The organism is Microcoleus sp. MON1_C5 (assembly GCF_036701875.1).
In the GTDB taxonomy this organism is placed as follows: Bacteria; Cyanobacteriota; Cyanobacteriia; order Cyanobacteriales; family Microcoleaceae; genus Microcoleus.
Genome location: NZ_JAUBRN010000070.1, coordinates 1 through 13,246 on the forward strand (window position 1 = coordinate 1; position 13,246 = coordinate 13,246).

General features: G+C 46.6%; 11 protein-coding genes. 7 read left to right on the forward strand and 4 right to left on the reverse strand.

The genetic code is table 11. The annotated features are described in order from the left end of the window. Positions 1-755: 755 nt before the first annotated feature. The 3 genes from QUA71_RS24840 to QUA71_RS24850 all read left to right on the forward strand — a co-directional run bounded on the left by QUA71_RS24840 (position 756) and on the right by QUA71_RS24850 (position 6,860). Positions 756-1,364: a PadR family transcriptional regulator gene (locus tag QUA71_RS24840; RefSeq protein WP_333289174.1), complete on the forward strand. Its 609-nt coding sequence runs from the start codon at positions 756-758 to the stop codon at positions 1,362-1,364. 268 nt (positions 1,365-1,632) lie between these two features. Beyond that, positions 1,633-3,504, forward strand: a complete 1,872-nt coding sequence (locus QUA71_RS24845) for an efflux RND transporter periplasmic adaptor subunit (protein ID WP_333289176.1) — start codon at positions 1,633-1,635, stop codon at positions 3,502-3,504. Positions 3,505-3,653: 149 nt separating this feature from the next. After that, positions 3,654-6,860 carry an efflux RND transporter permease subunit gene (locus QUA71_RS24850; RefSeq protein WP_333289178.1) on the forward strand — a complete coding sequence of 1,069 codons (3,207 nt, stop codon included), beginning with the start codon at positions 3,654-3,656 and terminating at the stop codon, positions 6,858-6,860. Between the two features lie 43 nt (positions 6,861-6,903). Here the strand turns inward: QUA71_RS24850 and QUA71_RS24855 are convergent, their stop codons facing one another. Continuing rightward, positions 6,904-7,038, reverse strand: a complete 135-nt coding sequence (locus tag QUA71_RS24855) for a hypothetical protein (protein ID WP_333289180.1) — start codon at positions 7,036-7,038, stop codon at positions 6,904-6,906. Between the two features lie 116 nt (positions 7,039-7,154). On the opposite strand from QUA71_RS24855, the gene QUA71_RS24860 reads away from it, so the two are divergent. Continuing rightward, positions 7,155-8,183 (forward strand): hypothetical protein, encoded by a 1,029-nt coding sequence (locus QUA71_RS24860; protein ID WP_333045310.1) that lies wholly within the window; start codon positions 7,155-7,157, stop codon positions 8,181-8,183. A 60-nt stretch (positions 8,184-8,243) separates the two neighbouring features. Here the strand turns inward: QUA71_RS24860 and QUA71_RS24865 are convergent, their stop codons facing one another. The 3 genes from QUA71_RS24865 to QUA71_RS24875 form a co-directional block, all read right to left on the reverse strand. After that, the gene (locus QUA71_RS24865; protein ID WP_190658766.1) at positions 8,244-8,492 is read right to left on the reverse strand and encodes a transporter suffix domain-containing protein; all 249 of its coding nucleotides are present in this window, start codon (positions 8,490-8,492) and stop codon (positions 8,244-8,246) included. A 242-nt stretch (positions 8,493-8,734) separates the two neighbouring features. Continuing rightward, positions 8,735-9,553, reverse strand: a complete 819-nt coding sequence (locus QUA71_RS24870) for a carbohydrate ABC transporter permease (protein WP_333214856.1) — start codon at positions 9,551-9,553, stop codon at positions 8,735-8,737. A 235-nt stretch (positions 9,554-9,788) separates the two neighbouring features. Further along, on the reverse strand, positions 9,789-9,980 hold the full coding sequence (locus QUA71_RS24875; RefSeq protein ID WP_190738254.1) for a hypothetical protein: 192 nt from the start codon (positions 9,978-9,980) through the stop codon (positions 9,789-9,791). A 70-nt stretch (positions 9,981-10,050) separates the two neighbouring features. On the opposite strand from QUA71_RS24875, the gene QUA71_RS24880 reads away from it, so the two are divergent. The 3 genes from QUA71_RS24880 (at position 10,051) to accA (ending at position 13,151) form a co-directional block, all read left to right on the forward strand. Continuing rightward, complete coding sequence (locus QUA71_RS24880) at positions 10,051-10,743, forward strand: aldehyde oxygenase (deformylating) (protein WP_190738253.1); 693 nt, start codon at positions 10,051-10,053, stop codon at positions 10,741-10,743. 149 nt (positions 10,744-10,892) lie between these two features. Further along, complete coding sequence (locus QUA71_RS24885) at positions 10,893-11,918, forward strand: long-chain acyl-[acyl-carrier-protein] reductase (protein WP_006633353.1); 1,026 nt, start codon at positions 10,893-10,895, stop codon at positions 11,916-11,918. A 252-nt stretch (positions 11,919-12,170) separates the two neighbouring features. Continuing rightward, positions 12,171-13,151, forward strand: a complete 981-nt coding sequence (gene accA, locus QUA71_RS24890; RefSeq protein WP_190738252.1) for an acetyl-CoA carboxylase carboxyl transferase subunit alpha — start codon at positions 12,171-12,173, stop codon at positions 13,149-13,151. Positions 13,152-13,246: the final 95 nt, after the last annotated feature.

A 13,246-nucleotide genomic window follows, 5' to 3' on the forward strand; every position in this document is an offset into this window, starting at 1 on the left:
TGACCCCATCTTTTTTTACCATAAATCGGTCTAACCTTTGTTAGCTATGGGTCTTGACGGGGTTGTCACCCCCTGAAATTAATAGCATATAATCGGGGAAACTATTCCTTAAAAACCCTCTTTGAGGATGATTAATAGCAGGGAAAAAATCGGAGGTTAACTACCCGTAGGCTGCGTTGCTTTTTTTTATTCCTAAACAAAGAGCGATAATTTTACATATCCGTACATTACAAACAGGGCGAGTGGAAACAAGCCCAAGACTTTTTTGCTGCAATACTTGAGAAAAATAATATCAGTATCAGCTACCAAAAAACAGCGGGTGCGAGCAATCTTCAATACATACTAAAATGTGTCAGCGTTTTAAAGTTCAATCAACCCATATTAATAAAAGTTCGCAACCTCTTACCAAGAAGAGATATGTGGCAGAAATCGGCTCTGTTGAGCAAAGTTTATTAAAGCACTTATGAGACATCAAAGACCAGACAGCATCTCACTTTTGAAACAACTGAGATGCTGTCTGGTCTTTGACCGAAATCGAGGTGAATCCCCACTCTTGTTATATCTCAAATGGGTTTTATAATAAAAAGTAAAGCGATCGCCCTTTGTTGAACTCAAAAAATATATCTTAAAACTGTTGACAAATATTACTTAATATGGTATAAGGTATAAATTTTATTTTAAACTCGGTATTGACCCGATCGCCCTTGAGTCCGATATAGTGATATAATCCAGACTATAATATCAAATTGATATAAATGCTTGAATTATCAGCCCTTGGGCTGCTACAGTTGCAACCCCTCCACGGCTATCGGTTAAAGCAACAACTGGAGCTGTTTATGAGCAGTTGCATCAGCGTCAACTACGGAGCGATTTACCCGCTGCTGAAGCGCTTGGAAGAGCGAGGGGAGATTTCGGTAATAGCCGAAGAAGCCGGAGATGCGGGCTGTCCGCGCAAAATCTACGGAATTACCGCCAAAGGGCGCGAACTCTGGCGGCAAAAAATGCTCGAACACCCTCAAGAAAGCTGGGTTAACAGTGGTTCCCGGTTCCGAATTAAGTTTTTCTTTTTTGGTAACTTAGAACCCGAAGAACGGCTGAAGCTATTGGAACACCGCTTGCGAGCCTGTTACACCCGGCAAGACTACATCGAAAGCCTCAAAAGCGAATATCCACTAACCGACGACTATCAATTCGCCTCTGGCGATCGCTGCAAGTCAGTGCTGGCGTCAGAGATAGAGTGGTTAACCGAGCAACTAGCCAAGGAAAGAAGCGCGATCTCCGGAGTGCGTGACTCCCTCACCTTCGCTGAATCCGCCGACTCCAAGGAAAAACGCTTCCAACTCACCCATTCAGGTGAGTCATAAGAAGGATGTGTAATCATTCCTGCCATCGTAACTTTTGAAAAATAACAAGACGCTTTCCTAAAAAGAATCACTCCCTGGCTTTGCTAACTGCGATCGGAGTAAAGCCCTGCACATACCCCAACCTCATTAAAAAGGTACTTTCCCGATTCCATCCTGTTTAAAATCCCTTGTCCTTATTCCCCCATGTTTGAGGGGGCGCCGGAAAATCAAATATTCCGCCCAAGTCTCAGTAAGTCAGAAGTTAAAAAAAATCTAAGTGGTGCTGCCCATGAGTTATTCTAAATCCCCAGAATCTGTCGTTGAAGCCCAAGAGCAAAAATCTGCCACACCGGAACTTCACCCAACCAATGCAGACAGTGATCGAGCGCAGGATTTGGCCCCCCTTGCCGATCGCCCCCAACCTGTTGCTAAACCCGAACAGCACCCAACCGATGCAGACAGCGATCAAGCGCAGGATTTTCGCGCCGTTGCCGATCGCCCCGAACCTGTTGCTAAACGACGATCGCGCTGGCCCCTAATTGCCGCGCTCGCGATCGCCACAGGCGCAGCAGGTTTCGGCTGGTACTCGTGGCAATCGGGTCATAATCGCGCACAGCAACCGGCAGCAGCAGCCCAACCCCCAGGCATACCAGTCAAGCTCGCAGCCGTACAAACCAGCTCAGTCCAAGATTCCTCGGAATTTGTCAGCAGCTTAGAAGCCAAGCGTTCGGTACAAATCAAACCCGAAGTAGAAGGGCTAGTCACGGAGATTTTTGTCAAATCCGGGGACTTCATAAACAAAGGGCAAGCCATCGCCCGCATGAAAAGCGACAGCGCCCAAGCTGACTTGAGGCAATCCCAAGCCAACCTGATCCGCGCTCAATCCCATTTAGCCGAATTGCAAGCAGGAGCCAGGCCCGAAGAAATCGCCCAAGCTCAAGCCCAAGTCGCCCAAGCCCAAGCCAACCTAGCCCAACTGCGATCGGGCTCTCGGCCAGAAGAAATTGGTCAAGCCCAAGCCCGCGTTAGCCAAGCTGAAGCCGACCTCGCCGACGCCCAAACAGGTAGCCTCTTAGAAGACATCGCCCAAGCAAGAGCGCAAATAGAGGCAAGCACAGCCGAAGCAAAGTTAGCCACCCAGCAGCTTGCCAGATATCAGGCATTGGCAAAAGAAGGCGCAGAATCCGCCAACACCCTCGAACAATACACCCAAAAAGAAGGCACCGCCAAAGCCAATCTCCGAGAAGCTCAAAGGCGGTTCGAGCAGCGGCAAAAGAACAGACAAGCCGAGATCGAGCGCCGGACAGCAGCCTTGCAACAGCAGCGGCAAGCTTTGCGACAATTGCAAAACGGTTCGCGCCCAGAGGAAATAGCCAAAGCCGAAGCAGAAGTCGCACAAGCCAAGAGCAGATTGGCGCAGTTAGCCAACGGTACTCGCCAAGAACAGATCGATCAAGCCCAAGCGCAAGTTGCCGAGGCCGCCGCTCAAGTGCGCGGCTTTGAAGTACAACTACAAGAAACTGCTGTCATCGCGCCCTTCGCGGGAGTCATAGGCGACATACCAGTGAAAGTAGGTGATTACTTGCAAAAAGGCAACGCCATTGCCACCCTGACAGAGAACCAATTGCTAGACTTGCGGTTATCAATTCCTTTGGAACGGCAGCCTCAATTACGCTTAGGGCTGCCAGTACAAATGCTCGACGCTCAAGGTAAGGCGATCGCCCAAGGTCAAATCAGCTTTATCTCCCCCAACGTCAGCGCCAATTCCCAAACAATTTTAGCTAAAGCCACCTTTCCCAACCCCACTGGCGAACTGCTTAATCTCCAGTTTGTAAAAGCTAAAGTCATCTGGAAACAGAACCCCGGAATTTTAGTTCCAGTAACAGCAGTCACTCGCTTAGGTGGAGAAACTTTTGTCTTCACAGCTCAAAAGCCAGAACAGCCACAACCTGGAGCGCCACCTTTAATAGCACGGCAAAAGTCCGTGAAATTGGGAGCCATTGAGGGGAATAATTATCAAGTTATCGAAGGTTTGCAAGCAGGCGAAAAAATTGTTACCGCAGGCATCCTTAACCTCACAGACGGTGTTCCGATTATGGCTCAACAACCAGAGGTGCCAGAAGAGAAAAAGACCAAATTACCAGTGGGTAGCAAAAATTAATATCTGAAGTAGGATGAACAAGATTTTCAAGATTTACAGGATTAAATTGAGGGTGACTAAAATTAATCCTGTTCATCCTTAAATCCTTAAATTCCGAACACCATTAGCAATTACTCATTAGCCATCCGCAACTACCCATTACCCAAATAATGTTTGCAGATTTCTTTATTAAACGACCTGTCTTTGCTAGCGTCTGCGCCTTTATTATTGTTTTGATAGGCGCAATCAGCATACCTACATTGCCGATCGAACGCTTCCCCGACATCAGCCCCACCCAAATCAACGTCACAGCCAACTATAGCGGTGCGAATGCTGAAGTTGTCGAAAATGCGGTAACAAACATCCTAGAAAGGCAAATCAACGGCATTGAAGGACTGAAATATCTAACTTCCAGTAGCACCAACAGTGGAACTAGCACCATTACAGCCACCTTTGATACTTCCCGCAACAAAGATATCGCCGCAGTCGATGTGCAAAATCGAGTTGCAGTTGCTCAACCACAACTGCCAGATGTCGTACAACGCACAGGAGTTACAGTTACAAAACAATCTAACAGCCTGCTGCTGGCTATAGGATTATTCACCGAAAATAAAGAATACGATACCATATTTTTAAGTAACTACGCCGACCTCTATTTAGCAGATACTTTAAAGAGAGTAAAAGGCGTGGGCGACGTGCGGATTTTTGGGGAAAGACGCTATGCTATGCGCCTGTGGATCGACCCCAATAAATTAGCTGCTCGTAATCTAACAATGCAAGATGTAACAAGAGCAATTAATGAACAAAACTTGCAAGTTGGTGTAGGACGAATTGGTCAAGAACCAGCTCCCGAGGGGCAAATGTATCAGATTGATTTGAGTGCAGAAAGTCGTCTCAAAAGCCCTACAGAATTTGAAGACATAGTTATTAAAAGCGAAGCAAATGGAACTTTAATTAAGTTGAAAGATGTCGGTAGAGCAGAATTAGGAGCAGAAAATTATAACTCTTTCCTGCGATTCCGAGGTAATGACGCGGTGGGTTTAGGGATTTACCAATTGCCAGGGAGTAATGCTCTAAATGTTGCCCAGGCCGTCAGAGCCGAAATGGCAAAATTAGCTAAAAACTTCCCTCCCGGGGTGATACATAGAACCGCACTAGATACGACTCAATTTGTCCAAGAGTCAATGGCAGAAGTAGTCAAAACTCTGTTTGAAGCAGTCTTGCTAGTGGTGATAGTTATTTTTGTTTTCCTGCAAGATTGGCGCACTACGATTATTCCCACCCTCACAATTCCCATTTCCTTGATAGGGACATTTGCCTTTATCAAAGCTTTCGGGTTTACGATTAACAGTTTGTCTCTATTTGGTCTTACCTTAGCAACAGGTTTAGTGGTTGATGACGCTATCATCGTAGTCGAAAATATTGACCGTCTAGTCCGCCAAGGTATGAATGCCCGCCAAGCAGCTTCCGAGTCAATGCGGGAACTTTTTAGTGCTGTAATTGCTACTTCCTTAGTATTGATGGCCGTGTTCGTACCCGTGGCATTTTTCCCAGGGACAACGGGAGCACTCTATAAACAATTTGCCCTGACAATTGCTTTTTCAGTCCTGCTTTCTACCTTTATGGCGGTTACTCTTACTCCCTCACTTGCCGCTATATTACTGCGCCCAGGTAAGAAGTTTGGCGGCCCGTTGGGTTGGGTGTTTAACCGGATTAATATTTTTCTTGATTGGACGCAAAAGAAATATAGAGATTCCTTAATATTCTTAACACGATTTAAAACCATTGTTACCCTGTTGTTTATCGCTTCTCTGGGATTCACCGCTTGGCTTTATTTAGCAGTACCGACAGCATTTATCCCAGAGGAAGACCAGGGTTACTTTCTGACAATTATTCAAGGGCCTCAAGGTGTTTCACTGCAATACACCCAGCAGGTGATGGACAAAGTTGAACAAGAAATCCTCAAAGTTCCTGAAGTTGTGGGGACTTTTTCTGTAGGTGGCTTTGGTTTTAGTGGTAACAGTTCCAACCAGGGGATTATATTTACTACACTTAAAGGCTGGGAAGAACGTCACGGAGAAGATCAAACTGTACAAGCGATTATTGGTAAGTTGCGGGGTAAGTTTTTCTCGATTCCCGAAGCGAGAATTTTCCCCGTGAATCCGCCTGCAATTCAAGGTTTAGGTCAATTTGGGGGTTTCCAATTTCAATTGCAAGACCGCAAAGGTAACAGCGGTTTAGATGGCTTAGTCCAGACTATGGGCGGGATTTTGAAGCAGGCAAATCAGACACCGGGATTGCAGGCGGTATTTAGTACGTTTGCTGCGAATACGCCTCAGTTAATTGTGGAAGTTGACCGCAATCGAGCTAAGGCTCTAGATATTCCCATTAATGATGTTTTCAGTACGCTACAAACGGCTCTGGGGGCTCAGTATGTGAATGATTTTAATCTCCAGCAGCGCAATTATCGGGTCTATGTTCAGGCGGATAAACAGTTTCGTGATAACCCTGAAGATATTGGGAAATTGTATGTGCGTTCTGGAAAGAATGAAATGATTTCTTTGAGCAATTTGGTGAAGATCACTCCGGTGGTGGGGGCGCAAAGTGTTAACCACTACAATTTATATAGGTCAATTGAAATTACTGGCACTCCGGCTCCGGGAGCGAGTTCTGGACAGGCGCTAAAATCGATGGAAAAGGTGTCGGCTGAAGTTTTGCCGTCGGGTTTTGGCTATGAATGGTCGGGGAGTTCTTTAGAAGAAATTGAGTCGGGCGGTCAAGCACCGATTATTTTCGGTTTGGGGCTGATTTTTGTATTTTTGGTGTTGGCGGCTCAGTACGAAAATTATGTCGATCCTTTCATTATTTTGCTATCGGTGCCTCTGGCGATTTTAGGTGCTCTTTTAGCTCAGTCGTGGCGGGGTTTGGCGAATGATGTTTATTGCCAGATTGGTTTGGTGATGTTGATTGGGTTGGCTAGTAAAAATGCGATTTTAATCGTGGAGTTTGCTAACCAGTTACGAGAGCAGGGATATTCAATTACTAAGGCGGCAGTTGAGGCTTCTCAAGAGCGTTTACGACCGATTTTGATGACTTCTCTGGCTTTCGTTTTGGGTATTGCTCCTCTGGTTAACCCAGAAGGTGCGGGTGCAGCGAGCCGCCGATCGCTAGGGAATGCGATCGCGGGGGGGATGGTTGTTTCTACTGTCTTGAGTTTGTTTATGGTGCCGGTTCTGTATGTGGTGGTTGTCTCGGCTCGCGATCGCTTTCGGAAGCGCGATCGACTAGACAATATACCGAATGATGGCACAATAATTGTGAATGGAAAAACGACTGCAGGCGAGGAGGTTGAACGCGATAAAGTATCGCCGTTGTAGTTGGTAATTAGTTCCTTTAACTATCCCGTTAGTGGCTCTTTATTCAAAATAGCCGACTATCTGTGTTACCGACTTTTTGATTGTTGCGACGCTGTGCGGCCAATCTCGGAGAATATTTTTTGTGCAGGTAGCGATCGCCCAATCGCCCTCCATCGTGCAATAATAATATGACTTGCACAAAAACTCTATTAGTAGGTAAATCTTGCCTACCTTACCGCTACATATAGCGTCTCAACTGTCAACCCGTGCAAGTTCCAAATTAAACCGGCTGTTGCACTACACAATTTTTTCCTAATGGCTGAAGTCCCCCTAAATCCCGCAGAACTTGCAGAAGCCCTCAACGGCTTTACCGATATCAATTTCCAATTGCCAGACCCCGAAGACGAACAAATACCAGAGTTTGATTTTGAAAATCAGGTTGACAATGCCTGGAAAGTGTGCGATCGCTTCGACTTGCAAACCGACATTTGGCGGGGACGCATTCTCCGAACAGTTAGAGACAGAGAAAAAAAAGGCGGCGAAGGACGCGGCACTGGCTTTTTGAACTGGCTCAAAGAAAGAGAAATTGGCAAAAGTCAAGCCTATTCTTTGATAGAATTAGCTAATAGTGCCGACACTCTGATCCAGCAAGGAGATTTAGACCCAAATTCCATTAGAAACTTCAGCAAAAGAGCCTTTGTAGAAACCGCCAAAGCATCTCCCGAAGTCCAGCAAATGGTAACAGATGCCGCAGCAAGTGGCGATCGCATCACCCGCCGCGAAGTCAAACAACTCTCCGACGAATGGATGGCAATGAACTCAGATTTATTGCCAGAAGAAGTCAAAGAAAAAGCATCTACCGGTTCTCTACCTTCCCGCTACCTCGCTCCTTTAGTCAAAGAAATGGAGAAACTTTCCCCATCTCACCAAAGCGAAATTCAAAAAGAAGTAGCAGAAAATCCCGACGTAGATACTGTCAAACAGCTAACATCCGACGCCAAGAACTTATCAAAATATCTCGACGCCGCCGCCCAAGTGCAAGCTCTCAATCAGTCTCACTTAGACATGGAAATGGCACTAGAAGAATCTTTGCGAGTAGGCTGTTTGGGGACCACCGCCGACGTTGTAAAACAAGCAGCACAGCTAGAACAAACAGTAGTCAAACTCTACACAATTTGGAAGCGTTTAGGCAGTTTGGCAGATAGATTGTACGTGGATACAGGAGCAAGCACACCCAATTTGCGGCTGCTTTTGGGATGCTTGGACACTCTTTCGGGAGAAAAGATAGAAGTGGATTTCGGAGACGGAGAACGCTCTATTCGCTTGCAAATTTTTAGCGAATAGCTCAACCTTGACCGCAGATAAGCGCCAACATCCAGGCTCATTATCTGCGTCGAACCCTGTTCATCTGCGGTTAAAGTTTCTGAGTTTTTTCCAAAGATAGCGGGGATGCAAATAACGCCGATATTTGGTAACTACTTCTTTCCCCAACAGCACTACGCTAATCCAAAAACAAACTTCCGCCCCAACAGCCAGAACGACAGATAAAGTAGTTTTTTGGGTAATGTCCAGCGGCAGGAATGGCACAACCAAAAAGATTGCCAGCCACGGCAAAAAAGATATGACAAATAAAAACAAACCGAGCTTTTGCATAGATTCCCATAATACAGCTTTGATATCCCCTTTATCTTTTAGTCCGCTGGGAGTGAACTTCGTTTGTATAGTAGCGATTTCAATGGCCGAGTGACAACAAACTCGCATCTTGTACCAATGTCAGCAACAGGCAAGATGCCTGTTCCACAAATACTAAATGTTCTTGTGGAGCAGGCCGGAAAGCCTGTTCTTGAGAATGGTTCCACAAATGACTACAAACTTAATTGCCAAGCATCTCCACCTCAATTCTTAATCCCCGTCGCCGCAATCCCTCTAATAAACTGCCGTTGACCGGCCAAAAACAGCAACACCACCGGCACAGTTCCAATTACCACCGCCGCCATCAACAACTGCCAACTGCTAGTAAACTGTTCCTGAAATTCCGCCAGAACCAACTGCACAGTCCGCAACTCCGGTCGCGTCGTAAACACCAGCGGCTTAAACAAATCGTTCCACTCCCCGATAAAAGTAAACAAAAACAGCGTCACCAAAGCAGGGCGGGCCAAAGGTAACATCACCTGCCACAAAACCTGCCAGCGGTTAGCCCCATCCAGCATTGCAGCCTCCTCCAACTCCACCGGAACAGTCATAAAATACTGGCGCAGCAGAAAAATCCCAAAACCGTTAGCCGCCGTAGGCAAAATCAGCGCCCCGTAGGTATTCAGCAGATGGCCCCACTTCAAAACCATGAAAATGGGAATCACCAAAAGCTGAAAGGGAATTACCAGCGTTGCCAAAACCCCCAACACAATCGCCTGTCGCCCCCGAAACTTCAGCCTGGCCAAAGCATAACCGGCCAAAGCAGAAGTCACAACCTGAAAACCCGTCACTGCCAGCGCCACTAGAGTAGAATTAAGGAATGCCAACAAAAAATTGCCCCGTCGCCAAGCCTCCTGATAGTTCGCCAAAGTCAAGCCTGTGGCCTTGACACCAACACCAGATGGTGACAGCGAAACCAAAAATACAGCAGCCAGCGGCAGCAGCACCAGCGCAGCCCCCGCCAGCAACAAAATAAAACTCAGCAGTTCCAGCGATTGAGACCTGTCAAAGGATTTACCCATAAATTTGTGAATTAACCTAAAATAATAAGCCTGTGAGGTTCTACAACCCGATCGCCTCCCAGAGGATTCCCATACAACAACATAATATGTCGTAGAGGGAAAGAAGGAGTACCAAGCGAGAAAGTTGTGGTTAGGATATAATGTTACAGATAGAGTTGGTACTGTAAAACCCTTAAAGGTGGAGACATAGACCGTATTTCTATCATCTATTTCCGGGCACAAGATCGACTAACGACTAATTCAAGTAATTAGTAAATAGATAGCATTCTAGCGATAGTCTTTCTGGAGTGTTCGACGGCAAAAGTCCGGCAAACACGCTGAGGACGCCAGTTTTTCCCGGAACGTCAAAGAAAAGTTCTTTGTCGAAAGAATCCTCAGCTATAATCTCTGATTTAGATGGGGTGCGTTCAAAAAAGGTAAAGTGCACTGTCACTGACCCCCAATTTTAAAGGGGTTTCCAAACATCCCACAAGCTTATATGAGGAGAATACATATCTATGCCCCAGCTTGAGGCCAGCCCAACAATTGACTTTCAAACCGAAACTTACAAAGATGCTTACAGCCGCATCAACGCCATTGTGATAGAAGGCGAACAAGAAGCTCACGACAATTACCTGACACTGGCCGAACTGTTGGCGGACAAAAAAGCAGAGTTAGTTGGCTTGTCCAAGATGGAGAACCGCCACATGAAAGGCTTCCAAGCTTGTGGCCGGAATCTTAAAGTCACGCCCGACATGGCATTTGCCAAAGAGTTCTTTTCGGAACTGCACAAAAACTTCCAGACGGCAGCGGCCCAAGGTCAGATTGTAACTTGCTTGTTGATTCAATCGCTAATTATCGAGTGTTTTGCGATCGCAGCTTACAACATCTACATCCCCGTCGCCGATGACTTTGCTCGCAAAATCACCGAAGGCGTCGTCAAAGAAGAATACAGCCACCTCAACTTTGGGGAAGTCTGGCTGCAAGCTCACTTTGAGGAATCCAAAGCGGAACTAGAAGCCGCCAACCGCCAAAACCTGCCCATCATCTGGAAACTGCTAAACGCTGTCGCAGACGATGCCCGCGTCTTGGGAATGGAAAAAGACGCTTTAATCGAAGACTTTATGATTGCCTACGGCGAAGCTCTAGGCAACATAGGCTTTAACAACCGCGATATCATGCGGATGTCAGCACAAGGCCTCGCAGCCTAGTTAATTCGGAAATAAGGAATGGGAAAAAAATTAAAAATTAAAAATTAAAAATGGGATAACTCATTTTAAAATATAAATTTTTAATCTTCCCATCTTCCATCTTCCATCTTTCATCTTCCACCTTCCATCTTCCTTCATTTGACAACTTAATGTTTGGTCTAATCGGTCACTTAACCAGCTTAGAACACGCCCAATCAGTAGCTAACGAGCTGGGCTATCCAGAATATGCCGATCAAGGTCTCGATTTTTGGTGCAGCGCACCGCCCCAAATAGTTGATCATATCACGGTAACAAGCATCACTGGACAAAAAATAGAAGGCCACTATGTGGAGTCCTGTTTTCTGCCAGAAATGCTCGCCACTCGCCGGATTAAAGCAGCCACTCGCAAAATCCTTAATGCGATGGCACACGCTCAAAAACACGGGATTAACATCACTGCTTTAGGCGGCTTTTCTTCGATCATTTTTGAGACTTTCAACTTGCAGCAAATTAAGCAAATTCGCAATCTCAAGTTGGAGTTCGAGCGCTTCACCACTGGTAACACTCACACGGCTTATATCCTCTGCCGCCAAGTAGAAGAAGCAGCCCCCAAATTGGGGATTGAACTTTCAAAAGCCACTGTAGCCGTTTGCGGTGCTACTGGCGATATTGGCAGTGCTGTCTGTCGCTGGCTGAATGTTAAAACAAATGTAGCAGAATTGTTGCTCATTGCCCGCGACAAAGAACGATTGCAAGATTTGCAATCAGAATTGGGGCGCGGCAAAATCATGGATTTGGAAGAAGCCCTGCCCCAAGCGGATATTGTAGTGTGGGTAGCCAGTATGCCAAAGGGAGTAGAAATTGACCCTAAGACATTGAAGCAACCCTGTTTATTGATTGACGGTGGCTATCCGAAAAATTTGGCAACTCAGGTTCAGCATCCCGGAATTTACGTACTAAATGGCGGGATTGTGGAGCATTCCCTCGATATTGAGTGGAAAATTATGAAGATTGTCAATATGGATGTACCGGGTCGACAGTTGTTTGCGTGTTTTGCCGAATCAATGCTGCTGGAATTTGAAAAATTGTATACCAATTTTTCTTGGGGACGGAATCAAATTACTGTGGAAAAGATGGAGCAAATCGGTCTTATTTCTGTCAAACACGGTTTCCGACCTTTATTAATGTCAGTTTGATGTTAAGAGTCAACAGTTAAATTGGAAATTTTAACTGTTGACTCTTTCGTTGGCATCGGAATAATATGTTTCGGAGTGCAGCGCGAGCTTCCGGATAGCTATATGATAATTATGATGTGACCAAATTTCATATCATACAAAATTTAAAACCCAAAGTTGGCAATTTTTCCGTCTTTTTTACTATCCCCAGACAGGGTAGGATCGGAAAATAGTCGATCGACAAAACCTCAAAACCTTATAGAAATTATCAGCGTGGCAAACCCCGACCGCAAACCACTACTCCTAGATTTTGAAAAGCCGCTGGCGGAACTAGAAACCCGAATTCACCAGATCCGCGAACTCGCCGAAGAAAACAGCGTCGATGTTACCGACGAAATTCGCAAACTCGAAGCTCGCTCGACACAACTGCGACAAGAGATTTTCAGCAGCTTGTCCCCCATGCAGCGGCTGCAACTCGCCCGTCACCCACGCCGCCCCAGCACCCTCGATTACATTCAGGCAATTAGCGACGAGTGGATCGAGCTTCACGGCGATCGGCGCGGCGGAGACGACCCGGCCCTCGTCGGCGGAATTGCCCGCATAGACGGGCGTCCCACAGTCATCATCGGCCATCAAAAAGGTCGTGACACTAAAGACAATATCGCCCGCAACTTCGGCATGGCTGCTCCCGGCGGCTACCGCAAAGCCCTGCGGTTGATGGAACACGCCGATCGCTTCGGAATGCCAATTTTCACGTTTATCGACACTCCCGGGGCTTGGGCGGGCTTAGAAGCAGAACAGCTCGGACAGGGAGAGGCGATCGCCTGCAACCTCCGAGAAATGTTTCGCCTTGACGTTCCCATCATCTGCACCGTCATCGGCGAAGGCGGTTCCGGCGGCGCATTGGGTATCGGTGTCGGCGAGCGGCTGTTGATGCTGGAACATTCCGTCTACACCGTTGCCACCCCCGAAGCTTGTGCGGCCATCCTCTGGAAAGACTCTGGCAAAGCTAGTTTGGCTGCAGAAGCCCTCAAAATCACCTCCTGGGATTTGAAAAACCTCGGCATTCTCGATCAAATAGTACCCGAGCCGATCGGTGGCGCTCACTCGAATCCCCTCAAAGCCGCTTCCATGCTCAAACAAGCTTTGTTGGAAAACTTAGCAGAACTGACACAGCTTACGGCTCAGCAGCGACGCGAGCTTCGGTATCAAAAGTTTCGCCACATCGGTGTATTCACTGAAATTTCTGCTTGAGCCGATCGATTCAGAGTTATCAGTTATGTAGTGAACAATCCCTTAACTTCCAACTCATAACTGATAACTCACTATTCTGCGGCTCTGTCAGCAGT